The organism is Kitasatospora sp. NPDC001539 (assembly GCF_040298565.1).
Classification (GTDB): domain Bacteria; phylum Actinomycetota; class Actinomycetes; order Streptomycetales; family Streptomycetaceae; genus Kitasatospora.
Genome location: NZ_JBEPAK010000001.1, coordinates 1 through 21,870 on the forward strand (window position 1 = coordinate 1; position 21,870 = coordinate 21,870).

Consider the following 21,870-nt stretch of genomic DNA (forward strand, 5'->3'; position numbering starts at 1 on the left):
GCGAGCGCTCGGCGTCCTCCGGGGGGCGGCCCCCGTTACTGCGGCGTCACGTAGGCGCCGGAGATGCCGCCGTCGACGAGGAAGGTGTTGGCGGTCATGAAGGACGAGTCGTCGGAGGCGAGGAAGGCCACCGCGGCGGCGATCTCCTCGGGTTCGGCGAAGCGGCCGAGCGGGATGTGCACCAGTCGGCGGGCGGCCCGCTCCGGGTCCTTGGCGAACAGCTCCTGCAGCAGCGGGGTGTTCACCGGGCCGGGGCAGAGGGCGTTGACCCGGATGCCCTCGCGGGCGAACTGCACGCCCAGCTCGCGGGACATCGCCAGCACCCCGCCCTTGGAGGCGCTGTAGGAGATCTGCGAGGTGGCCGCGCCCATCACCGCGACGAACGACGCGGTGTTGATGATCGAGCCCTTGCCCTGGCGCTGCATGTGCGGGATCGCGTACTTGCAGCAGAGGTAGACGCTGGTCAGGTTGACCTCCTGGACCCGCTTCCAGGCGTCCAGGCCGGTGGTGAGGATGGAGTCGTCGTCCGGCGGCGAGATGCCCGCGTTGTTGAAGGCGATGTCGAGCCGCCCGTACTCGTCGACCACCCGCTGGAAGAGGTCGCGCACGGCCTGCTCGTCGGTCACGTCGGCCTCGACGAACAGGCCGCCGACCTCGTTCGCGGCCTTGGCCCCGGTCTCCGCGTCGAGGTCGACGCAGACCACCTTGGCGCCCTCGGCGGCGAAACGGCGGGCGGTCGCCAGGCCGATGCCGCTGCCCGCGCCGGTGATGACGGCCACCCGGCCGTCGAGTCGCTGGGTCATGCTGATCACTCCTCCGTGGAGATGAAGACGTTCTTGGTCTGGGTGAAGGCGTCGAGGGCGTCCGGGCCGAGCTCGCGACCGAGGCCGGACTGCTTGAACCCGCCGAACGGCGTGGTGTAGCGCACCGAGGAGTGCGAGTTGACGGAGAGGTTGCCGGCGTCGACGCCGCGCGAGACCCGCAGGGCGCGCCCGAGGTCCCTGGTCCAGATGGAGCCGGACAGCCCGTACTCGGTCGCGTTGGCGATCCGCAGCGCGTCCTGTTCGTCCTGGAAGGGGACGACGGCGACGACCGGCCCGAAGATCTCCTCGGTGAAGGCGCGGTCGTCGTGCCGCACCGGGGCGAGCACCGTCGGCGGGTACCAGAAGCCCGGCCCGTCGGGGGCGCTGCCGCGGAAGGCGACGGCCGACCCGTCCGGGACGTAGGAGGAGACCCGGGCCCGGTGGGCGGCCGAGATCAGCGGGCCCATCTCGGTCTTCTCGTCCGTCGGGTCACCGACCCGCACGCCGCGGACGGCCGGCTCCAGGAGCGCCAGGAAGTCCTCGAACACGGATGCCTCGACGAGGATCCGGGAGCGGGCGCAGCAGTCCTGCCCGGCGTTGTCGAAGACCGCGTAGGGCGCGGTGGCGGCGGCCTTGGCGAGGTCGGCGTCGGCGAAGACGATGTTGGCGCTCTTGCCGCCGAGTTCGAGGGTGACGGGCTTCACCTGGGCGGCGCAGCCCGCCATGATCTCCTTGCCGACCCGGGTGGAGCCGGTGAACACGACCTTGCGCACGTCGGGGTGGGTGACGAAGCGCTGCCCGACGACCGGGCCGCGGCCGGGCAGGATCTGGAGCACGCCCTCCGGGATCCCGGCCTCCAGGGCGAGTTCGCCGAGGCGCAGGGCGGTGAGCGGGGTGAGCTCTGCCGGTTTGACGATGACGGTGTTGCCGGCGGCCAGCGCGGGGGCCAGGGCCCAGGCGGCGATCGGCATCGGGAAGTTCCAGGGCACGATGACCCCGACCACGCCGATCGGTTCCTGGAAGGTGACGTCGATGCCGCCGGCGACGGGGATCTGCCGGCCGAACAGCCGCTCCGGCGCGGCGGCGTAGTACTCGATGACGTCCCGTGCGTTGCCCGCCTCCCAGCGTGCGTTGCCGATGGTGTGGCCGGCGTTGGCGACCTCCAGTGCGGCGAGGTGTTCGCGGTCGGCGTCGACGGCGGCGGCGAAGGAGCGCAGCAGCCGGGCCCGGTCGGCGGGGGCCACCCGGCGCCAGGTGTCGAAGGCGGCGCGGGCGCGGGCGACGGCGGCATCGGTTTCGGCGAGGCCGGCCAGTTCGACGGTGGTGATCACCTCCTCGGTGGCGGGGTTGACGACCTCGAAGAGGTCCGGTTCGGTCATGGAGCTGTCTCCCTGTGCGTGGGTGTGGTCCGGCCGGCGGTGAGCAGGGCTTCGAAGAGGCGCAGGTCGTCGGGGTCGGTCTCGGGGTGCCACTGGACGCCCACCGCGAAGCGGTGGCCGGCCAGTTCGAGTGCCTCGACGGTGCCGTCCGCGGCCCAGGCGGTGGCCCGCAGGCCGGTGCCGAGCCGGTCGACGGCCTGGTGGTGGTAGCAGGAGACGTCGGCGGCCGGCCCGAGGACGGCGGCGAGGCTGCTGCCGTCCACCAGGCCGATCCGGTGCCGGACGAAGCGGGCGGGGACGATCTGGTGGCTTCCGTCGGGCAGGTGCTGGCGGAGGGTGCCGCCGAGTTCGACGTTGAGCAGTTGCATGCCGCGGCAGACGCCGAGCAGCGGGAGGTTGCGGGCGAGGGCGGCCGCGAGCAGCCGGCTCTCCCAGTCGTCGCGGGCGGGGTGGGGCGGGCCGGTGCGCGGATCGGCGGGCGCCGCGTAGCGGGCCGGGTCGATGTCCGGTCCGCCGGCGAGGACGAGCCCGTCCAGGGCGTCGAGCAGATGGTCGACCCCGCCCGGTTGCGGTGGCAGCAGCACCGGGGTGCCGCCCGCGCGTGCGACGGCGTCGACGTACGTCTGGGGCACCAGGGCGGCGCGCTGGTTCCAGACGGACCAGGCGGCGTCGTCCTGGTAGGCGGTGATGCCGATCAGTGGTCGTCGGCCGTCGTCGCGGCTCACAGCCGCTCGAATCCGCGGCGCCGCTCCCAGTCGGTCACCGCCCGCTCGTAGGAGGCGAGTTCGGCGCGTCCGGCGTGGGTGTAGTGCCGGACGACGTCCTTGCCGAAGGCCGCGGTGGCGACGGCGCTGCGTTCGAAGGCGTCGACCGCGTCACGCAGGGTGGAGGGCACCCGGGGCGCGGCGGAGGCGTACGCGTTGCCGGTGAACTCCGGTTCGAGTTCGAGCTGTTGCTCGACGCCGTGGAGTCCGGCGGCGATCAGGGCGGCGACCGCGAGGTACGGGTTGACGTCGCCGCCGGGGACGCGGTTCTCGAAGCGCAGTGACGGGCCGTGGCCGACCACGCGCAGGGCGCAGGTGCGGTTGTCGCGCCCCCAGGCGATCGCGGTGGGCGCGAAGCTGCCGGGCACGTAGCGCTTGTAGGAGTTGACGGTGGGTGCGAGCAGCAGGGCGAAGTCGGCCAGGCAGGCGAGCTGTCCGGCGAGGAAGTGCTCCATGGTGCGGGAGAAGCCGTGCGGACCGTCGCCGGGGAACACCGGGGCGCCCTGTTCGTCGCGCAGGCTCAGGTGGATGTGGCAGGAGTTGCCCTCGCGTTCGTCGTACTTCGCCATGAACGTGAGGCTGCAGCCCTCCTGGGCGGCGATCTCCTTGGCGCCGGTCTTGTAGACGGCGTGGTTGTCGCAGGTGGTGAGGGCGTCGGCGTACTTGAAGGCGATCTCGTGCTGGCCGAGGTTGCACTCGCCCTTGGCGGACTCGACGGTGAGGCCGGCGCCGGCCATGTCGTTGCGGAGCCGGCGCAGGAGGGGCTCGATCCGGCCGGTGCCGAGGATGGAGTAGTCGACGTTGTACTGGTTGGCCGGGGTGAGCCGGGTGTAGTCCTTGTCCCAGGCCTGTTCGTAGCTGTCCCGGAAGACGATGAACTCCAGCTCGGTGGCGGCGTGGGCCTGCCAGCCGTAGCCGGCCAGCCGGTCCAGCTGCCGTTGCAGGACCTGGCGCGGGGAGACGGCGACGGGGCTGCCGTCGTGGTGGGTGACGTCGCACTGGACCATGACGGTGGCGGGGTGCCAGGGGATGGGCCGCAGGGTGGCGAGGTCGGGGCGCAGCACCAGGTCGCCGTAGCCGTTGTCCCAGGAGGAGATCTCGTACCCGTCGACGGTGTTCATCTCGACGTCGACGGCGAGGAGGTAGCCGCAGCCCTCCGCCGCGCCGGGTACGACGTCGTCGAGGAAGTACTCGGCGGCGACGCGTTTGCCCTGGAGGCGCCCCTGCATGTCGGTCATGGCGAGCACGACGGTGTCGACGGACCCGTCGGCGACGCGGGCGCGCAGCTCGTCGAGGGTGAGCCGGGGGGTGGTCATCGGACCTCCAGTTCGGTGTCCCGGGCGTCGGGGGCGGGCGGCGTGCCGTGGACGTGGGGGCCGGTGAACCAGTGCCGGGCGGAGGCCAGCCACCACAGGCCGGCGAAGCCGACCACGACGGCCACGGCGACGGGGGTGTAGTTGAAGCTCTCGACGGTGATCGGGCTCGCGGTGGGGAGCATGAACAGGACGGTGATCACCGCCGTCCAGGCGACCGCGACGACGCCGACCGGGCGGCTCCACCGGCCCAGGTGCCAGGGGCCGCGCGGGAAGTCCGCGCCCTGACGCAGCCGCAGGTACACCGGGATGACGTAGGAGATGTAGAGACCGATGACGGAGATCGAGGTCACGGCGGTGTAGGCGGTGCTGTTCCAGAGCGCGGGCAGGCCGAGCAGCAGGGCACCGCCGGTCGCGAGCCAGACCGCGTTGGTCGGGGTCTGGGTGCGCGGGTCGATGCGGTGCCACAGGCGGGAGCCGGGCAGCGCGCCGTCCCGGGAGAAGGCGTAGATCATGCGGGAGTTGGCGGTGACGGAGGCCATGCCGCAGAAGAACTGGGCGCCGATGACGATGAGCAGCAGCAGTTGGGCGCCTCCGTCGCCGATCGCGTCGATGAAGATCTGCGCGGGCGGGACGGCCGTGTCGCTGGCGAGCGCGCCGTCGTAGTCGCGGATCGCGAAGGTGATGCCGAGCAGCAGGATCCAGCCCGCCACCAGGGAGACGGTGATGGCGTTGACGATGCCGCGCGGTCCGGAACGGGCGGCGTCGCGGGTCTCCTCGGTCATGTGGGCGGAGGCGTCGTAGCCGGTGAGGGTGTACTGGGCCATCAGCAGGCCGAGCATGGCGACGTAGAACTGGCTGTGGAAGCCGGTCTGGTTGACGAACTCGGTGAGCACGAAGGACACGGAGGCGTGCCGGTCGGGGAGCACGGCGAGCGCGCCGACGATGACCGCGACACCGACCAGGTGCCACCACACGGACACGCTGTTGAGGACGGCGACCAGGCGCACGCCCCGGGTGTTGAGCAGGCCGTGCACCAGCAGGATGACGGCGAAGATCTCCATGGTGTGCGCGGGGGTGGCCTCGACGCCGAAGCGGAGGGTGAGGAAGGCGTTGGTGAAGAAGGCGGCGCCGTAGTCGACGCTGGCGGTCACCGCGACCTGGCCGAGGAAGTTGAACCAGCCGGTGAACCAGCTCCAGGCCGGGCCCCGACTGCGGGTCAGTTTGGCGGACCAGTAGTACAGCCCGCCGGCCGTCGGATAGCTGGAACAGATCTCGGCCATCGCCAGCCCGACGCAGAGCGTCAGCAGGCCGACCACCGGCCAGCCCCAGATGATCAGGGCCGGGCCCCCGGTCTTCATCCCCGTCCCGTACAGGGTCAGGCAGCCGGAGAGGATCGAGACGATGGAGAAGGACACGGCGAAGTTGGAGAAGCCCGACATCGAGCGGGCCAGTTCCTGGGTGTAGCCCAGCTCGCGGAGTCGTTGTTCGTCGGCCGAAACGGGGGCGGTGGGCTCCGGAAACCGTTCGGGGGCAGGGTGGTCGGGTGAGCGTGCGTCGGTCATGGGCACCCCTGGGGGTTGAGGGTGTGCCGGGGAGCCACCCGGCCACGACGGCGTGGCAGGGTCCCCCCGACGGGTTCGACGGTCGGACGGCTCTTCAATGGTCTGGAATCAGTCCATTGGGTGGGTGAGCAGCATCGTTCCGGCTGGATCCGGGCCGCGTCAAGAGCGACGGGGGACGAATCCGGAAACCCGTTCGTAGGTACGATTCCGGCGTGGACGCGGACGAAACACGTGAGCGGGCGCGGCTGGACTGGCGGGCGGGCGCGATCTTCCGGCCGGTCCGGACCGGGAACGCCTTCGAGGAGACCGTCGAGAGGCTGCTCCAGGCGATCAAGCTCGGCGTCTTCGGCTTCGGCGACCGACTGCCCGCCGAGCGGGACCTCGCCGCCCGGCTCGGCGTCAGCCGGGAGACCCTGCGCGAGGCTCTCCGCACGCTCCAGCAGGCCGGCTGCGTCGAGCCCCGGCGCGGCCGGTACGGCGGCACCTTCGTCACCTACCGGATGCCGGCGCCGGACGTCGCCGACCTGCGCCGCGCGGCCCGCGACCTCGGCGGCGCACTGGAGGACGCGCTGACCTACCGCCAGGTCCTGGAGGTCGGCGCCGCCGAGGCGGCGGCCCGCCACCCCCTCTCCCCCGACCAGCGGGCCCACCTGGAGAGCCGGCTGACCGACCTGGAGGGGGCCCCGCCCGAGCACTACCGCCAACTGGACTCGCGCTTCCACCTGGCGATCGGCGAACTCACCGGCTCCCCGACCCTGGCCGCGGCCATCGCCGAGGCCCGGATGCGCCTCAACGACCTGCTCAACGCCATCCCCATGCTGGACCGGAACATCGAGCACGCCGCCGAGCAGCACCGGGCGATGGTCCGGGCGATCCTCGCCGGCGACGGTGACGCCGCCCGACGCGCCACCGAGGAACACCTCGCCGCCACCGCCGCACTGCTGCGGGGCTTCCTCGCCTGAACTTCCGGGACCGTCCGGCTCGACGGGCGGACCGGCCGGGCAGTCTTCACGACCCGCGCGGTCCTCAGGACTGCGCAGTATTCAAGACCACGCAGTATTCAAGACCGCGCAGTCTTCAAGAAGTGAACGCGCTCGGGCTTAAGGACCATTTATGGTGACAGATATTGACGTGTTCACCGCCGAGCGGAAGGGTGACAGCCGGACGGCGCAGTCCGCGCCGCCCGCCCTCCCCCACCGCCCCCGGAGCCTCCCGTGATCACTCGCCGGACCATGCTCGGCGCCTCCGTCGCGGCCCTGACCGCCCCCGCACTCTTCGCCCTGTCGCAAACCGCCGACGGCAGCACCACACCGCAGCGGCTCGACGTCGACCTCGTCAACACCCTGTCGTCCCAGCCCGTCTACGCCTACGTCCTCGGCCTCGACCCCGCCCAGGGCAACAGCTGGGCCTTCCTGCGCTCCGACGGCAGCACGCTCTACCACCCGCCGTCCCCCACGGCTCCGGGCGCGCCGCTCGGCGCCGACTGCGCCATCGCCCTGGCCGCGCCCGGCGGCACCCCGCGGCGGATCCGACTGCCGTACCTCTCCAGCGGACGGATCTACTTCTCCGTCGGCCGCGAGCTGGTCTTCCTGATCAACCCGGGGCCGGGCATCGCCCTGCCCTCGGTGAGCAACCCGACCGACCCCAACATCGACACCTCGTACGGGTTCTGCGAGTTCACCTACGGGCCGGACCAGCTGTACGCCAACATCAGCTACGTCGACTTCGCCGCCGTCCCGATCGCCTTCGACCTGACCACCGGCAACGGGCGGCAGAGCGTCAGCGGCCTGCCCGCCGGCGGCCTGGAAACCGCCGCGAACGCGCTGCGCGCGCAGGCCGCCGCCGACGGCGGCGACTGGGCCCGGCTGATCGTCCCGGACTCCGCCGGCCGGACCCTGCGCATCCTCAGCCCCAACACGGCGATCAGCGCCAACCCTTCACTCTTCAACGGCTACCTCGACAGCTACATCGCCGCCGTGTGGCAGAAGTACCAGGGCACCGACCTGGTGATCGACACCCAGGCCGGCTGGGGCACCGTCACCGGCCGGGTCAGCAACGGCGTGCTCACCTTCCCCGGCGTCGGCGGCTTCGCCAAACCCTCCACCGCCGCCGTGTTCAACTGCAGTTCGGCGCCGTTCACCACCGGCAACGACCTGATGGGCAACCTCAGCGCGCGCCTCGCCGCCGCCCTCAACCGCACCACCCTGCTGGACGACCCGCACCAGCCGGACGGCGAGAACCCCGCCGCCTTCTACACCGCCGCGCGCACCAACCACTACGCCCGCGTCCTGCACGCGACCAACCCCGACCACCTCGGCTACGCGTTCCCGTACGACGACGTCCACCCGGCCGGCGTGGACTTCGAGGGCAGGGTGCAGTCGGCGAACCCGACCCTGCTCACCGTCACGGTCGGCGGCGGCCGGGGCCCGGTCGACCCCGGGCCCTCCCCGCAACCCGGCGGCGGACGGAGCGCGTTCGGCACCATCGAGGCAGAGTCCTACACCTCGCAGTCCGGCACCGCCCTGGAGACCTGCGGCGACACCGGCGGCGGCCAGGACGTCGGCTGGATCGCCAACGGCGACTGGCTCGCCTACGCCGGTGTGGACTTCGGCGCCTCCGGCGCGACCCGGTTCCAGGCCAGGGTCGCCTCCGGCGCCGCGGCCGGGGTCAGCGGGCTGGTCCAGGTACGGCTGGACAGCCCGACCGCCGCGCCGGTCGGCAGCTTCGCCGTCGCCAACACCGGAGGATGGCAGACCTGGCGGACGGTGCCCGCCGACATCGCCCGGACCACCGGGACCCACACCGTGTACCTCACCTTCGCCAGCGGGCAGAGCGCCGACTTCGTCAACCTCAACTGGTTCACCTTCGGCTGAGCCCGGGCCGCGCGACGGGCGTGGGCGTGGATCGCGGTCCGGTCGGCCGCGTTCCGCGCCTGCGTCCGCGCTCACGCCCGCGCCCACGCCCGCGCACGTCTGCGGCGGACCTACCTGCGCGCCGGCCACACGAACGACACCTGACCTGCGCAGAAGCCTCGCATCGACCGGGTGTCGCGAACCAGGCCGGTCTGCGTACGCTCGCACCCGACCGACCCGGCCCGCGGGCGGCGTGGCAGCCACCGCCCGGATCCCGGTCGTGCCGCACCTACCGAAAAGATCCCATGAGTTACTGCACGCCCTGCCGACGCCACCTCAACGGCGCGCTCTCCTGCCCCGGTTGCGGCCGGGCCGCCGAAACCCCTGCCGGGGACGCGGTGCACCGCGCCACGACCCCGGACGAGGTGCCGTCCGCCGCCTCCGCGCCGCCGCACCGCTCGGCAGGGCGCTCGACCCGGCGGCGGGGCGGGCGGTTCCGGCGGCCCGCCCTGGCCGCGTCGGCCGCCGGTGTGGTGGTCTGCGGGCTGGCCACCGTCCTGTTGGCCGGCGGCAACTCGGACGGCGCGGTGTCCCCCGCCTCCGCCGGCACCGACTCGCCCTCGCCGAACACCGCCGCCGTTTCCGGCGCGCCCGTCGCACCGGCGCCGGCCACCACGACAGCCGCGGCCCGCCCGCAGCCGTCGGCCACCTCCACCCGGCCGAAGCCGTCCGGCAGCGCCACCGCAGCGCTCCCCTCTGGCCCGCCCGCGTCCTCCGCCTCCCGTCCTCCGGCGGACCCGCCCGCGAAACCCTCCCCGAGCACCACGGGGACGAACCCCGGCCCCGTCCCGCCGCCCTCCGCCACCCCGCACCCGAGCGGCACACCGAGCTGCACGCGTTTCCTGCTGTGGTGCACCTGAGCGAGTCACCTCCCCGGGGTCCGGCGGCCCGGGCGAGGTCCCCGCGCACTGCGGGAAGGGACGGGCTCGGTCCAGGCCCCGCGCCCGGCGCAGCCGGACACCGAGGGCCTCCGGGGCGATGATCGGCTCCGGATCGTCAGGGGCGGCCCCTGCCCAGTCCCGCCGCCCTCCGCCACCCCGCACCCGAGCTGCACGCGCTTCCTGTTGTGGTGCACCTGAGCGAGTCACCTCCCCGGGCTCCGGCGGCCCGGGCGAGGTCACCGCGCGCTGCGGGGAGGGACGGGCTCAGTCCAGACCCCGCGCCCGGCGCAGCCGGACACCGAGGGCCTCCGGGGCGATGATCGGCTCCGGGTAGTCGGGGGCGAGCGGCCAGGGGCGGTGGACGGTGGGGCCGGGGAGGTGGGCGAGCTCGGGCAGCCAGCGGCGGACGTAGGCGCCGTCGGGGTCGTACCGGTCGGCCTGGCGGAGCGGGTTGAGGACCCGGTTGGGCCGGGTGTCGGTGCCGGTGCCCGCGACCCACTGCCAGTTGAGCTGGTTGTTCGCGATGTCACCGTCGACCAGCAGGGACAGGAAGTGGGCCGCGCCGATCCGCCAGTCCAGGTACAGCGTCTTGGCGAGGAAGCTCGCGGTGAGCAGGCGGGCGCGGTTGTGCATCCAGCCCTCGTGGGCGAGCTGGCGCATCCCGGCGTCGATGATCGGGTAGCCGGTGCGGCCCTGCCGCCAGGCTTCGGCCTCGTCCTCGTCCTGGTGCCAGTGGTCGTCCCTGCCGCGGTAGTCGCGGTGCGCCGCGTCGGGGCGGGCGGCGAGGACCTGGTGGTGGAAGTCCCGCCAGGCGAGCTGCCGGACGAAGGCCTCGGCGCCGTCACCGCCGCGCTCGAGGGCCCGAACGGTCAGCTCCGTGGGTGACAGGCAGCCGAAGTGCAGGTACGGGGAGAGCCGGGAGGTGGAGTCCGCCGCGAGGTCGTCGTGCACGTCCTCGTAGGCGTCGACGTCCCAGCGCCGCCAGCGCGCCCGCGCCGCCGACTCGCCACCGTGCAGGAGGCCCGGGGAGAACGGGCCGCTGACGATCAGGTTCTCGCTGCCGATGCCGTCGGGCGTCCGGATCACCCGGGGCGCGCCGAGCACCGTACGGCGGGGGGACTGCTGCCACGCGCGGTGGTACGGGGTGAAGACCGCGTAGTGGTCGCGGCCGGCCGGGGCGATCCGGCCCGGCGGGATGACGGTCACCGAGGCGTCGTGGACGTGCAGGCGCGCCCCGAACAGTGCCTGCAGCCCGGCCTCGCGCCGGCGGGCGAAGGCGCTCACCCCGGCGGCGACGTGCACGGTCGCTGCGCCGGTCTCGGCTGCCACCCGGGCCGTCTCCTCGGCGGTTCCGCCGCGGCGCACGACCAGGCGGGAGCCCGCCCGGCGCAGCGAGGCGTCCAGGTCGGCGAGGCAGTCACTCAGGAAGGCCTGCCGGTTGGGCGCGGCGAAGCCCGCCTTCTCCACGCCGGGGTCGAGGACGAACAGCGGGACCACCTGGTCCGCCGCGTCACGTGCGGCGTGCAGGACGGGGTTGTCGTGGAGGCGAAGGTCCTGGGTGAACAGGGCGATCGAGACGGTCATCGGCGGGCCTTCGGGAATGTCGGAAACGGATGCGGTCGGGTTCCCCGGTGCGGGCGGGGACCGGCCCGGCGGACGGGAGACTGACAGGCGGGCAGTGGACAGGCTGGACGGACCCTCCCCACTCTGTAGGTCCTTCGGAGCCGGGCGCATCGCGGATTGGTACGACTGCCACGCCCGGCGGTCAGGCCGCTTCGCCGTCGCCGGTCGGACGGCCCGCGCGAGCGCGGGTGCACGGATCAGGCGGCGCCGAGTGCGCGCGCCGTGATGTTGCGGGCCATCGCGTCGAACACCAGGCCGTGGAAGGGGGCCACCGACCACCAGTAGGCGTGGCCGGCCAGTCCGTGCGGGTGGAACAGTGCCCGCTGGTGGTAGCAGGCGCCGCCGTCGCCGTCCGGGGTGACCCGCAGTTCGAGCCAGGCCAGGCCCGGGAGGCGCATCTCGGCCCGCAGTCGCAGCAGGCGCCCGGGTTCGATCTCCTCCACCCGCCAGAAGTCGAGGGCGTCGCCGACCCGCAGGTGGTCGCGGTCGCGTCGGCCGCGGCGCAGCCCGACGCCGCCGACCAGCCGGTCGACGATGCCGCGCACGCCCCAGGCGAAGGGGAGGGAGTACCAGCCGTTCTCGCCGCCGACGCCTTCCACGACCCGCCACAGGGCTGCGGGGTCGGCTGCCACCCGTCGCTCGCGGAGGTCCTGGTAGAGGCTGCCGCCGGCCCAGTCCGGGTCGGTGGGAAGCGGGTCGCTGGGGGCGCCCGGCAGTGAGGCGGAGGACCACCGGGTGGTGACCCGGGCCTCGCGGATGCGGCGCAGGGCGAGTTCGACGGCGCGGTCGAACCCGGTCAGCCCTGCCGGCGGGTCGGGGATCCACCGCGCGATGTCGTGCTCGCCGCAGACGACCTCGTGCCGCAGCGACTCCACCAGCGGACGGGCGAGCGGTCCGGGTACGGGGGTGACCAGGCCGACCCAGAGGCTGGACAGCGCCGGGGACAGCACGGGCACGGGCACGATCAGCCGGCGGGGCAGGCCGGCCGCCCTGGCGTAGCGCTGCATCATCAGCCGGTAGGTGAGGACGTCCGGCCCGCCGATGTCGAAGGCCCGGTCGACCTCGGGCGGCAGGGCGGCGGCACCGACGAGGTAGTGGAGCACGTCGCGCACGGCGATGGGCTGGATGCGGGTGTCGACCCAGCGGGGCGTGACCATGGCGGGCAGGCGCTCGGTCAGGTAGCGGAGCATCTCGAAGGAGGCGGAGCCGGAGCCGATGATGACGGCGGCCCGCAGTTCGGCGGTGGGCACGCCGCCGGTCCGCAGGGCCCGGCCGACCTCCGCCCGGGAGCGCAGGTGCGGTGAGAGCTCGGCCTCGGGGACTCCGGAGGGCACCAGCCCGCTGAGGTAGACGATCCGGCCGACGCCCGCCTCCGCGGCCGCCCGGGCGAAGGAGCGGGCGGCGCGCCGGTCGGTGTCCTCGAAGCCCCGCCCGGTGCCCAGGGAGTGGACCAGGTAGTAGGCGACGTCGACACCGTCGAGGGCGCCCGCCAGGGTCTCGGGCCGGGTGACGTCACCGGTCGCCACCTCCACCTCGGAGCGCCAGGGCTGGTCGCGCAGGCGCCCGGGGTCGCGGGCCAGGCAGCGCACCCGGTATCCGGCGGAGAGCAGTTCGGGAACCAGCCGTCCGCCGATGTAGCCGGTGGCTCCGGTGACCAGGCAGCGCGCGCCGGTCGGGGTTCGGTCCTCCACCGTCGGCTCCTTCCGTGCAGCTCACCTCACCTCCCCCATCCTTCAACGGACGGGGGACGCGTGGTATTCGGAGCGGAGGGGTGCCCGGATGGGCCGGGGGGCGCCGAGCCGGGCGGACAGGGCCGCGGCGGGGCGGGGGCGAGGGACTTCCGGTCAGCGGAGCAGGGCAGCCAGCTGGTCGAGGGCGGTGGCGAGGTCGCGGGGCCGCAGGGCGCCGGGCGGGCGGCGTGGGCCGGACCAGCCGGGCCCGGCGGCCAGGACGACGGGGCGGGCCCGTGCGCCGGGCGGCCCCCACTCGACCCGGGCGACGCAGCCGGCCAGGGCCCGGTCCGCTGTGCGGGCGGCCTGGGACCAGAGCAGCACGGCGGGCGGCCCGGTGCGGCGGACGGCTTCCAGGAGCGCGTCGGGCGGCAGGGCGGGGCCGAACATCCGGAACGGCAGGCCGCGTTCGGCGAGGCCCGCGGCGACCGCCTCCAGGGCGAGGCTGTGCAGTTCCGCCGGCATGCCGGCGAGCAGCACGGCCGGTCCGCCGGGAGGCTCCGGCCGGTCGGCGGCACGGCGCAGCGCGACGGCGACGTGCCAGGACAGCAGGTGTTCCACCTCCACGTACCGTTCGCCCTCGGTGGCCCATTTGCGCCCGACCGCCCGGAGGGCCGGCGTCATCACCTCGTTCCACGCGGCGACCGGGCCGAGCTCCTCGACGGTGCGGCGCAGGATCCGTGCCATCTCGGGCGCGTCGAGGCGCACCGCGGCGCGGGCCAGGCCCCGGCACTCGGGGCGGACGGTGCCCACGCCCAGGGTGGCGCCCCCGCGGGCCGACACCGCTGCCCCCGGTTCCGGGGCCGAGGGCCGGGCGGGAGTCGAGGGCGTGGACCGGGCTCCGGCCAGGGCCGCGCGGGCGGCTTCGGCCGGGGGCACTCCGCGGGCGGTGAGCCGGCACATCTCCTCCAGCACCGCCACGTCCCCCGGCTCCCACCGGCGGTGCCGCCCGGGGGCGCGGTGCGCGGGGCCCAGGCCGTAGCGGCGTTCCCAGGAGCGGATCGTGGTGGGCGAGACCCCGAGCCGCAGGGCGAGGGCTCCGGTGGTCAGTCCGGGCGCCTCGAGGCCGAGGGGCCCGGACTGACCGGGCGGACCTGCGGGGTCCGCGGGGTCGGGCGCGCCGGCCGGGTCGGCCGGAGGGGCCGGGGATTTCGGGGAGGTCGGCGGGTTGGGGGACTTCCGAGCCGTCGGAGTGGTCGGGGCGGTCACGGGTGCGAGCCTACGGCCTGGCGGCGCGGACCGGTCGGCGGGCACGCGTGCCGGAGGGAGGGCGCCTCGGGCAGGTCGCCGAGGTGGCGGCGCAGCCGCGAGAGGGCGTCACGGATGCGGGTCTTGACGGTTCCCAGGGGCGCTCCGGTGACGGCGGCCGCCTGGGCCTGGGTGCAGCCTCCGAAGTAGACCAGCAGCAGGCACTCGCGTTGCACGTCGGACAGTGCGGCCAGGGCCCGTCGGACGCGGTCGCGGTCGAGATTGCCCTCGACCCGGTCGGCGACCTCGTCGAAGACCGGCGCGTAGGCGCGTACGGCGACGGCGCGGTCGCGGTCGGCGGCGGCCTGGGCGGAGCGGACCCGGTCGACGGCGCGCCGGTGGGCGAGGGTGAGGATCCAGGGCAGGACCTCGCCCCGCTCGGGGCGGTAGCGCGGAGCCTCCCGCCACACCTGCCAGAACGTCTCCTGGAGGACCTCCTCGGCCTGGGCGTGATCGCGGACCACCCGCAGGACGAGCCCGTGGACGGTGTCGGCGGTGGCCCGGTAGAGGTCCTCGAAGGCCGGCTCGTCGGCGTGGGCGGTGCGGGCCATCAGGGCGCGCAGCCGGGCGCGCCCGCCGTCGGCGGGCTCGGGAACGGCTCGGCGGACGATCCGGGCGGGGGTGGGCGGGGCGAACGGCCCGTCGGTGATTGCCTCCACCGTCCGACCGTCGCGCAGCCATGACACGGGGTCCCATCCGCAGCGTTTTCGCATCGTTTGCGGCGGGTGTGGCGGCTGGCGGTGCGGCGCCCTGGCCGCCCGGACGGGTTGGTCGCGAGGACGCGGCCGCAGCGGGCGGCTCGGGCCTCGCCGCGGGAGCCGGGCGGTGACCGGAGTCCTCGTCAGCTGTCGCGGGTGGCCCCGTCGTACCGGAAGCACGGGTAGCCCGGCAGCGGGTCCGCCGCCCATCCGCCCGCCTCCCATCCGCCCGCGACCTCGCGCAGCAGCAGCCGCATCGTCTCCGCGAACGCCGGGAACCCGTCCATCGCCGCAGCCGTCTCCCAGCGGTGCCTGAGTACCTGCCGCCTGGTCGGCACCGGGCGACGGGTGCGGTGCATCGGACCGTCCTCGACCGTGCGGGGCAGCAGTCGCACGGTCGCGTTGACCGTCCACACGGCGACGGCCCGGCGCATGCCGTCCTCCCACACGGCGTCCTCGGCGAGCGCCGGGTAGACCGGGACGACCGCGGCCCGGTACGCCGCCTCGATCCTGCGGGCGAGGCCGCCCGGAAGGTCGAACACGCACCAGCAGGTGGAGAACGGCATCCGGCAGTACGCCGCGGTGAGGAACACCGACTGGAAGCAGGCCACCTCGAAGTCCAGCAGCCACAGGCCCTCGGGGGTGATCAGGTTGTTGTCCGGGCAGGTGTCCCCCGGGGTGAACGCCGGGTACTCCGCACCGACCGCGGTCACGATCCGGGCGAGCTCCCCGTCCAGCCCGACCGGAGCGGCAATACCGGCCGCTTCGAGGACGCGGGGGAACTCGGCGGCGGCCTTCGCGATCCACGGCTCCTGTGCCCAGGTCGGCATTCCCCGGTCGTACCGCGCCCACAGCCCGGCCAGTTCCTCATCCCGTCCGACCGACCGCGCCGCGAGCGTGCCGAGCCCGCGTGCCCAGGCCAGCAGCCCCTCCTCGGCGGCCTTGGGGTCGGTCCCCAGCAGGAGGTCGGCGAGCGTGGGCGAGTCCCCGAGGTCCGCCAGGACCAGCAGCGGCACCTCGGGATCCACTCCGAGGAGCGGCGGGCCGGCCAGGCCGAGCGTGAGCCCGGCGGCCTCCGCCGTGAAACCGCGCAGGGCGTCCGGGCCACCCGTGTAGGCCTTGACGATGACGCTGCGCCCCTCGGCCGTGCGGCAGCGCAGCACGGTGGTGCGGGAGCTGCCGCCCAGGCCGACCGGTTCGCAGAGCCGGGTTCCGAGGAGTTCACCGGCGGCGCGCAGGATCTCGTTCATCCCGGCATCCTCCATCCGCCGGCGGACCGGCTTCCACACGATTTCGGTCGAGTTGGTTCCGTCGGTCGGCCGCAGTCGGCCGCGGGCGGCCGGTGATGGGTGGCCGGTGGTGGGTGCCCGGTGGTGGGTCCCGCGGTGGTGGGTGGCCGGTGGTCCGGTTCGGTCCGCCGTCTCCTGCGTCCAGTAGGGTGCGCCGACATCGGAACTCACCGGAGGGTACGGATCCATGAGCACGTCGGCGCCGACGAGCGGGCCCCGGGAGCTGCGGCGGCGGCTGGGCGTGGTCGACGCGGTGGTGATCGGACTGGGGTCGATGATCGGCGCGGGCGTCTTCGCCGCGCTCGCCCCCGCCGCCGGCGCCGCCGGGTCGGGGCTGCTCGTCGGTCTGGCCCTGGCCGGCGCGGTGGCGTACTGCAACGCGACCTCCTCCGCCCGGCTGGCCGCCCGCTACCCGCAGTCAGGCGGGACCTACGTGTACGGCCGCGAGCGGCTCGGCGAGTTCTGGGGGTACCTCGCCGGGTGGGGCTTCGTGGTCGGCAAGACGGCCTCGTGCGCGGCGATGGCCCTCACCGTCGGCTCGTACGTGTGGCCCGGGCAGGCGCACGCCGTCGCGGTCGCGGCGGTCGTCGTGCTGACCGGGGTCAACTACGTCGGCGTGCAGAAGGCCGCCTGGCTGACGCGGGGGATCGTCGCAGTGGTGCTGGCCGTGCTCGCCGCGGTCGTGGTCGGCTGCCTGTTCGGGGGCGACGTCGACACCGGCCGCTGGGCGGTCGGCGCGGACACGGGCTTCCACGGGGTGCTGCAGGCCGCGGGGCTGCTGTTCTTCGCCTTCGCCGGGTACGCCCGGATCGCCACCCTCGGCGAGGAGGTCCGCGATCCGCAGCGCACGATCCCCCGGGCGATCCCACTGGCGCTCGGCATCACGCTGGTCGTCTACGCCGCCGTCGCGCTGGCCGTGCTGGCGGTGCTCGGCCCCGTGCGGCTGGCCCACGCCGGGGCGCCGCTGGCGGACGCCGTCCGGGCGGCCGGTTCGCCGGGCCTCGCCCCGGTCGTCCGGGTCGGTGCGGCCGTGGCCGCGCTCGGCTCGCTGCTGGCGCTGATCCTCGGTGTCTCCCGCACCACCCTGGCGATGGCCCGGGACCGGCACCTGCCGCACCGTCTGGCCGCCGTGCACCCCCGCTTCGGCGTGCCGCACCGGGCCGAGCTGGCCGTCGGCGCGGTGGTCGCCGCGGTCGCGGCCGCCGGCGACCTGCGGGGCGCGATCGGCTTCTCCTCGTTCGGCGTGCTCGCCTACTACGCCGTCGCCAACGCCTCGGCCTGGACGCTCACTTCCGCGGAGGGGCGGCCCCCGAGGGTGGTGCCCGTCCTCGGTGCGGCCGGCTGCCTGGTGCTGGCCCTAGCCCTGCCCGCGGCCTCGGTGCTGTGGGGGGCGGTGGTGCTCGCGGTCGGGGCGGCCGCCTACGGCGTGCGCCGAGCCCTCGCACGCCGGTCCGGCTGAGTCCGCGCGGCGGCGGCCGGCTGTGTCCGCTGCGGCGGCGGGGCCCGCTGAGGCGGCCGGGGCAGGAGGGGCGGTCGATCGCGGCTGGTCCGGCGGGGTCCGCCGCACGCGGTCCGATCAACGGCCGTCGGGATGTCGCCGTGTCCGTAATGAACGGTTGTGTTCCCTATCTCCCCGCACTACTGTCGAGGGAGGTGAACGAATCCGTCCCCCTCCCATCGTTCGCTCCCGAGCCATTGGGGAACCTGCCATGGCCACCTCGCGTGCCCTGGCCACGGCTCCGCCCGCGACCGCACGTCGGGGCCAGCACCCAGGGATAGCACTCACCGTCATCGCGGCCACGCAGCTCATGGTCGTCCTCGACATCACGATCGTGAACATCGCGCTGCCGCACATCCAGCAGGCGCTGAAGTTCAACACCACCGACCTGTCGTGGGTCATCAACGCGTACACCCTCACCTTCGGCGGGCTGCTGCTGCTCGGCGGACGGGCGGGCGACATCCTCGGCCGACGGCGGGTGTTCATCGTCGGCGTGCTGGTCTTCGGCCTCGCCTCGCTGCTCGGCGGGGTCGCACAGTCCTCCGCCTGGCTGCTGGCCGCCCGCGCCCTGCAAGGCCTCGGCGGCGCGATCGCCTCACCGACGGCGCTGGCGCTGATCGCCACCAACTTCAAGGAGGGCCCGGAGCGCAACCGGGCCTTCGGCGTGTTCTCCGCCGTCGCCGGAGCGGGCGGGGCGATCGGGCTGCTGCTCGGCGGCATGCTGACCTCCTGGCTGTCCTGGCGTTGGGTGTTCTTTGTCAACGTGCCGATCGGCATCGCCATCGCCCTGCTGGCGCCGCTCTACATCAACGAGTCGGACCGCCACCCGGGACACTTCGACCTGACCGGCGCGTTCACCTCCACCGCGGGCATGGTCTCGCTGGTGTACGGCTTCATCCGCGCCTCCGAGCACGGCTGGACCGACGCCGTCACCCTGACCGCGTTCGGCCTCGCGGTGGTCCTGCTGGCCGCCTTCGTGCTCAACGAGCGGCACGCCCGGCAGCCGATCACGCCGCTCGACCTCCTGCGCGAGCGCAACCGCTCCGGGGCCTACGGGTTGATGCTCTGCGTGGCCGCGGCGATGTTCAGCATCTTCTTCTTCATCACCCTGTTCGTGCAGGAGATCCTCGGCTTCAGCCCCTTGCGGGCCGGCTTCGCGTTCCTGCCGATCAGCGTGGCCATCATCGGCGCCGCCCAGTTCGCCGCCCGCAACCAGGTGCGGTGGGGCCCGAAGCCGTTCCTGGTCACCGGGTCGGTCCTGGTGCTGGCCGGGGTCGCCTGGGCGTCCCGGATCGACATCAACAGCACCTACGTCGACGGCATCCTCGGGCCGACCCTGCTGTTCGGTCTCGGCATGGGTTCGATCTTCGTCCCGGTGATGCTCACCGCCGTCTCCCGGGTCGCCCCGCACGAGACCGGCGCGGCCACCGGAATGCTCAACACCACCCAGCAGGTGGGCGGTTCGCTGGGCCTGTCGATCCTGGTCACGGTGTACGGCACGGCGAGCCGCAACGAGGCCCGGAACCAGGTGGGGGCGTTCCTCCAGCACGCCACCCCGCAGCAGGCCGCCCAGTTCAGGGCGAGCGGCAAGCTGCCGGCGCCGTACTCCTCGGAGGTACTGGTGCACGGCATCTCCAGCGCCTTCCAGCTGGGCCTGGTCTTCGCGGCGCTCGCGGCGTTGATCGCGGTGTTCGTCATCAAGGCGCCGCGGCTGCCCGAACCGCCACCCGTCAGCCCTTCGGGGGCCGGTACTTGACAGGGCGTCGGGCGTCCAGCAGAGTCCTTTTCCGCAAATGGTTTTCATCTTCGATAGCCATCCCCCAGCGCGTGCCCACGCGCTCCGCGAAAGAGGACATCCATGTCGCTCGACGTCTCCCCCGCCCTCCTCGACCAGGCCCGCCACGGCCACGTGGACCAGGCCGACTTCCTCGACACCGTCCGCAGCTCGCTCCCGTACGCCTACCAGGTCGTCGCCGGGCTGAGCACCGAACTGGCCGCCGGTGACGCCGAGTTCACCACCGACAACACCACCCCCAGCGACGAGCAGCGGGCCCAGTTGCTGCGCGCGCTGGCCAGCAACGCCATCCGGGGCAGCCTGGAGGACCACTTCGGCGTCAAGCTCGCCTTCGTCAACTGTCACCGGGTCGGCGCGTTCCGGCCCGGGGCCGAGGACAGCGAGGCGTACCGGGAGTTCACCTCGCTGCACAACCAGATCCGCAACCAGAGCCCGGAGCTGCGCAGCTGCTGAGCCCCCACGGGTTGGTGGCGGCTCCCCGCCCCGCGCGGCGGGGACCCGCCGCGGGGTCGCCCGGTGGCCGGCCGCCGCCTCGGCCCCGACGGGCCGGCGTTGCGCCGCATTGCCGCCCGTTGCGGCCCGGTGTCCGGATCCGGCGCCGATCTTGTGGCAACCTGCGCGGCCCGCGTACGGTCGACGGGCAACCCCGACCGGCCCCTTCCCGGGGCGCCAGATCCCCGCGGAGCCGCCACCATGCCGCCCTCCTCCCGACCGCTGCGGAAACTCGGCTTCCTGGCCATCGGGCTCTTCGACGAGGCCGACCCGCGCCGCGGCCACGAATCCACCCTGGAGCTGATCGTCCTCGGCGAGCAGCTCGGCTTCGACAGCGCCTGGCTGCGCCACCGCCACCTCCAGTACGGGATCTCCTCCCCCGTCGCCGTGCTCGCCGCCGCCACCCAGCGCACCAGCCGCATCCAGCTCGGCACCGCCGTCACCCCGCTCGGCTGGGAGAACCCGCTCCGGCTCGCCGAGGACCTGGCCACCGTCGACGTGCTCTCCGGCGGCCGGCTCAACCCCGGCTTCAGCGTCGGCCCGCCCGTCCACTACGAGCAGGTGCGCGGCGCGCTCTACCCCGACACCGGCGCGGACGAGGACTTCAGCCACCGCCGCGCCGAGCGCCTGCTCGCGCTGGTCCGCGGTGAGGCCGCCTCGGACTTCGAGGGGACCGAGGGCATCGAGGAGTACTCGCGCCGGGTCCAGCCCCACTCCCCCGGCCTGGCCGACCGGCTCTGGTACGGCGCAGCCGGCCTCCGCTCGGCGCGTTGGGCGGGCGAGCACGGGCTCAACCTGCTCACCAGCAGCGTGGTCAGGCCCGAGGCGGCCGACGAGGCACCGGACTTCGCCACGATCCAGGCCGGGCAGATCCGCGCCTTCCGCGCCCTGCACCCCGCCGGCGAGCGGGCCCGGGTCTCCCAGGGACTGGTGGTCATCCCCACCGACAGCGCGACCCCCGGGCAGCGCGCCAAGTACGAGGCCTACGCCCTCGCCCGCACACCGCGCACCCTAGCCCCGCAGGGGCCGAACCGGCTGCTCTTCGCACCCGACCTGGTCGGCCCCTCCGAGGAGCTGGCCGAGCGGCTGCACGCCCACGCCGGGTACCGCGAGGTGGACGAGGTTGCGTTCGCGCTGCCGTTCACCTTCGAGCACGAGGACTACGTGCAGATCCTCACCGACCTCGCCACCCGGCTCGCCCCCGCCCTCGGCTGGGCCCCCGGGCGCGACTGAGCAGCCGACCGGCAAGCGTCGGCGGCACGGTTCGCCCGTCGAGGCGCCGGCCGGGGAGGCCGGCCGCCGACCGGCGCGACCCCCTCGACCCGAGCCGGACTCGACCTCGACCGCACCTGGCGTCCTGGCGCCACGACCAGGACCACCGGGAACACGGCGCAGGCCGACACCACGGAGCACGACCGGCGGCCCATCGCCCTGGCCGCCTGGCGCGCCCCCGAGGCGGTCCTGCGGCACTCGCAGGCCACCCTGGCACGCATCGACACCACCCGGCCCTCGTAGTGGGCGCTCAACGACATCGCCCGCGCGCCGCGCCCGGCCGCGCCAGGGCGGAGCTCCGTGCCGTGCCCGACGGCATCGGACTCTCGGACTCGAAGGTGATCGCCCACTCCGCCGACGCCCCCGTCCACCGGAGCCGGCGCGCCACCGGCGCGGACGGCCGGCCGGCCCTCGCGGAACAGGGCCGTCAGGGCCTGGCGGCGGCGAAGGAGCACATGGACCGGGTGCGCGCCGACATCCTGCTCGGCCGAGGACCGCGGGCGCGGTGGCCGGCCCGATCGGACCACCGTCCCGACCGTCACTCGGGCCGCGGTCCGGCCGATGGCGAACGCGGCCCGCCGGGCCGGGACCAGCCGCCCGACCCCCCG

17 protein-coding genes are annotated in these 21,870 nt (G+C 74.2%); 7 read left to right on the forward strand and 10 right to left on the reverse strand.

Annotated elements, in window-relative coordinates; translation table 11 throughout:
- Positions 1 to 35: 35 nt before the first annotated feature.
- The 5 genes from ABT247_RS00005 to ABT247_RS00025 are packed head-to-tail and all read right to left on the reverse strand — an operon-like array spanning position 36 to position 5,824.
- Complete coding sequence (locus tag ABT247_RS00005; RefSeq protein ID WP_350735366.1) at positions 36 to 803, reverse strand: 3-oxoacyl-ACP reductase; 768 nt, start codon at positions 801 to 803, stop codon at positions 36 to 38.
- 5 nt (positions 804 to 808) lie between these two features.
- Positions 809 to 2,182, reverse strand: a complete 1,374-nt coding sequence (locus tag ABT247_RS00010) for an aldehyde dehydrogenase family protein (protein WP_350735368.1) — start codon at positions 2,180 to 2,182, stop codon at positions 809 to 811.
- The gene (locus ABT247_RS00015; RefSeq protein WP_350735371.1) at positions 2,179 to 2,907 is read right to left on the reverse strand and encodes a gamma-glutamyl-gamma-aminobutyrate hydrolase family protein; all 729 of its coding nucleotides are present in this window, start codon (positions 2,905 to 2,907) and stop codon (positions 2,179 to 2,181) included. The genes ABT247_RS00010 and ABT247_RS00015 overlap by 4 nt, the downstream gene beginning before the upstream one ends.
- On the reverse strand, positions 2,904 to 4,262 hold the full coding sequence (locus tag ABT247_RS00020) for a glutamine synthetase family protein (RefSeq protein WP_350735374.1): 1,359 nt from the start codon (positions 4,260 to 4,262) through the stop codon (positions 2,904 to 2,906). The genes ABT247_RS00015 and ABT247_RS00020 overlap by 4 nt, the downstream gene beginning before the upstream one ends.
- Positions 4,259 to 5,824: an amino acid permease gene (locus ABT247_RS00025; RefSeq protein WP_350735377.1), complete on the reverse strand. Its 1,566-nt coding sequence runs from the start codon at positions 5,822 to 5,824 to the stop codon at positions 4,259 to 4,261. Before ABT247_RS00025 ends, ABT247_RS00020 begins: the two co-directional genes overlap by 4 nt.
- A gap of 212 nt (positions 5,825 to 6,036) precedes the next feature.
- Here ABT247_RS00025 and ABT247_RS00030 point away from each other — a divergent pair, with 212 nt between their 5' ends.
- From ABT247_RS00030 to ABT247_RS00040, 3 genes are all read left to right on the forward strand, one after another.
- Positions 6,037 to 6,786, forward strand: coding sequence for a FadR/GntR family transcriptional regulator (locus tag ABT247_RS00030; RefSeq protein ID WP_350735378.1), 750 nt, complete (start codon positions 6,037 to 6,039; stop codon positions 6,784 to 6,786).
- A gap of 252 nt (positions 6,787 to 7,038) precedes the next feature.
- Positions 7,039 to 8,697, forward strand: a complete 1,659-nt coding sequence (locus tag ABT247_RS00035) for a beta-1,3-glucanase family protein (RefSeq protein WP_350735381.1) — start codon at positions 7,039 to 7,041, stop codon at positions 8,695 to 8,697.
- Positions 8,698 to 8,981: 284 nt separating this feature from the next.
- Positions 8,982 to 9,596 (forward strand): hypothetical protein, encoded by a 615-nt coding sequence (locus ABT247_RS00040; RefSeq protein WP_350735384.1) that lies wholly within the window; start codon positions 8,982 to 8,984, stop codon positions 9,594 to 9,596.
- 285 nt (positions 9,597 to 9,881) lie between these two features.
- Here ABT247_RS00040 and ABT247_RS00045 read toward each other — a convergent pair whose 3' ends face one another.
- The 5 genes from ABT247_RS00045 to ABT247_RS00065 form a co-directional block, all read right to left on the reverse strand.
- Entirely contained in the window at positions 9,882 to 11,201 is a 1,320-nt protein-coding gene (locus tag ABT247_RS00045; protein ID WP_350735386.1) for a cryptochrome/photolyase family protein, read from the reverse strand.
- A 236-nt stretch (positions 11,202 to 11,437) separates the two neighbouring features.
- A complete protein-coding gene (locus ABT247_RS00050) occupies positions 11,438 to 12,931 on the reverse strand; it encodes an SDR family oxidoreductase (RefSeq protein WP_350735388.1) in 1,494 nt (497 codons plus the stop codon).
- A gap of 153 nt (positions 12,932 to 13,084) precedes the next feature.
- Complete coding sequence (locus tag ABT247_RS00055; RefSeq protein ID WP_502892349.1) at positions 13,085 to 14,179, reverse strand: MerR family transcriptional regulator; 1,095 nt, start codon at positions 14,177 to 14,179, stop codon at positions 13,085 to 13,087.
- Positions 14,176 to 14,877 carry an ECF RNA polymerase sigma factor SigK gene (gene sigK / locus ABT247_RS00060; protein ID WP_350735391.1) on the reverse strand — a complete coding sequence of 234 codons (702 nt, stop codon included), beginning with the start codon at positions 14,875 to 14,877 and terminating at the stop codon, positions 14,176 to 14,178. Before sigK ends, ABT247_RS00055 begins: the two co-directional genes overlap by 4 nt.
- A gap of 182 nt (positions 14,878 to 15,059) precedes the next feature.
- Positions 15,060 to 16,166, reverse strand: coding sequence for a hypothetical protein (locus tag ABT247_RS00065; RefSeq protein ID WP_350735393.1), 1,107 nt, complete (start codon positions 16,164 to 16,166; stop codon positions 15,060 to 15,062).
- Positions 16,167 to 16,392: 226 nt separating this feature from the next.
- Here ABT247_RS00065 and ABT247_RS00070 point away from each other — a divergent pair, with 226 nt between their 5' ends.
- From ABT247_RS00070 to ABT247_RS00085, 4 genes are all read left to right on the forward strand, one after another.
- The gene (locus tag ABT247_RS00070; protein WP_350735396.1) at positions 16,393 to 17,664 is read left to right on the forward strand and encodes an APC family permease; all 1,272 of its coding nucleotides are present in this window, start codon (positions 16,393 to 16,395) and stop codon (positions 17,662 to 17,664) included.
- A gap of 250 nt (positions 17,665 to 17,914) precedes the next feature.
- The gene (locus ABT247_RS00075) at positions 17,915 to 19,459 is read left to right on the forward strand and encodes an MFS transporter (protein WP_350735399.1); all 1,545 of its coding nucleotides are present in this window, start codon (positions 17,915 to 17,917) and stop codon (positions 19,457 to 19,459) included.
- A 102-nt stretch (positions 19,460 to 19,561) separates the two neighbouring features.
- Entirely contained in the window at positions 19,562 to 19,951 is a 390-nt protein-coding gene (locus ABT247_RS00080) for an SCO5389 family protein (protein ID WP_350735402.1), read from the forward strand.
- Positions 19,952 to 20,191: 240 nt separating this feature from the next.
- Positions 20,192 to 21,223: an LLM class flavin-dependent oxidoreductase gene (locus ABT247_RS00085; RefSeq protein WP_350735405.1), complete on the forward strand. Its 1,032-nt coding sequence runs from the start codon at positions 20,192 to 20,194 to the stop codon at positions 21,221 to 21,223.
- The last annotated feature ends 647 nt before the right edge of the window (positions 21,224 to 21,870 follow it).

Excerpts from the sequence above, each read along its gene's own strand:
- ABT247_RS00005 (WP_350735366.1), bottom strand. The coding sequence starts at position 803 with ATGACCCAGCGACTCGACGGCCGGGTGGCCGTCATCACCGGCGCGGGC.
- ABT247_RS00010 (WP_350735368.1), bottom strand. The coding sequence starts at position 2,182 with ATGACCGAACCGGACCTCTTCGAGGTCGTCAACCCCGCCACCGAGGAG.
- ABT247_RS00020 (WP_350735374.1), bottom strand. The coding sequence starts at position 4,262 with ATGACCACCCCCCGGCTCACCCTCGACGAGCTGCGCGCCCGCGTCGCC.
- ABT247_RS00025 (WP_350735377.1), bottom strand. The coding sequence starts at position 5,824 with ATGACCGACGCACGCTCACCCGACCACCCTGCCCCCGAACGGTTTCCG.
- ABT247_RS00040 (WP_350735384.1), top strand. The coding sequence starts at position 8,982 with ATGAGTTACTGCACGCCCTGCCGACGCCACCTCAACGGCGCGCTCTCC.
- ABT247_RS00045 (WP_350735386.1), bottom strand. The coding sequence starts at position 11,201 with ATGACCGTCTCGATCGCCCTGTTCACCCAGGACCTTCGCCTCCACGAC.
- ABT247_RS00065 (WP_350735393.1), bottom strand. The coding sequence starts at position 16,166 with ATGAACGAGATCCTGCGCGCCGCCGGTGAACTCCTCGGAACCCGGCTC.
- ABT247_RS00070 (WP_350735396.1), top strand. The coding sequence starts at position 16,393 with ATGAGCACGTCGGCGCCGACGAGCGGGCCCCGGGAGCTGCGGCGGCGG.
- ABT247_RS00075 (WP_350735399.1), top strand. The coding sequence starts at position 17,915 with ATGGCCACCTCGCGTGCCCTGGCCACGGCTCCGCCCGCGACCGCACGT.
- ABT247_RS00080 (WP_350735402.1), top strand. The coding sequence starts at position 19,562 with ATGTCGCTCGACGTCTCCCCCGCCCTCCTCGACCAGGCCCGCCACGGC.
- ABT247_RS00085 (WP_350735405.1), top strand. The coding sequence starts at position 20,192 with ATGCCGCCCTCCTCCCGACCGCTGCGGAAACTCGGCTTCCTGGCCATC.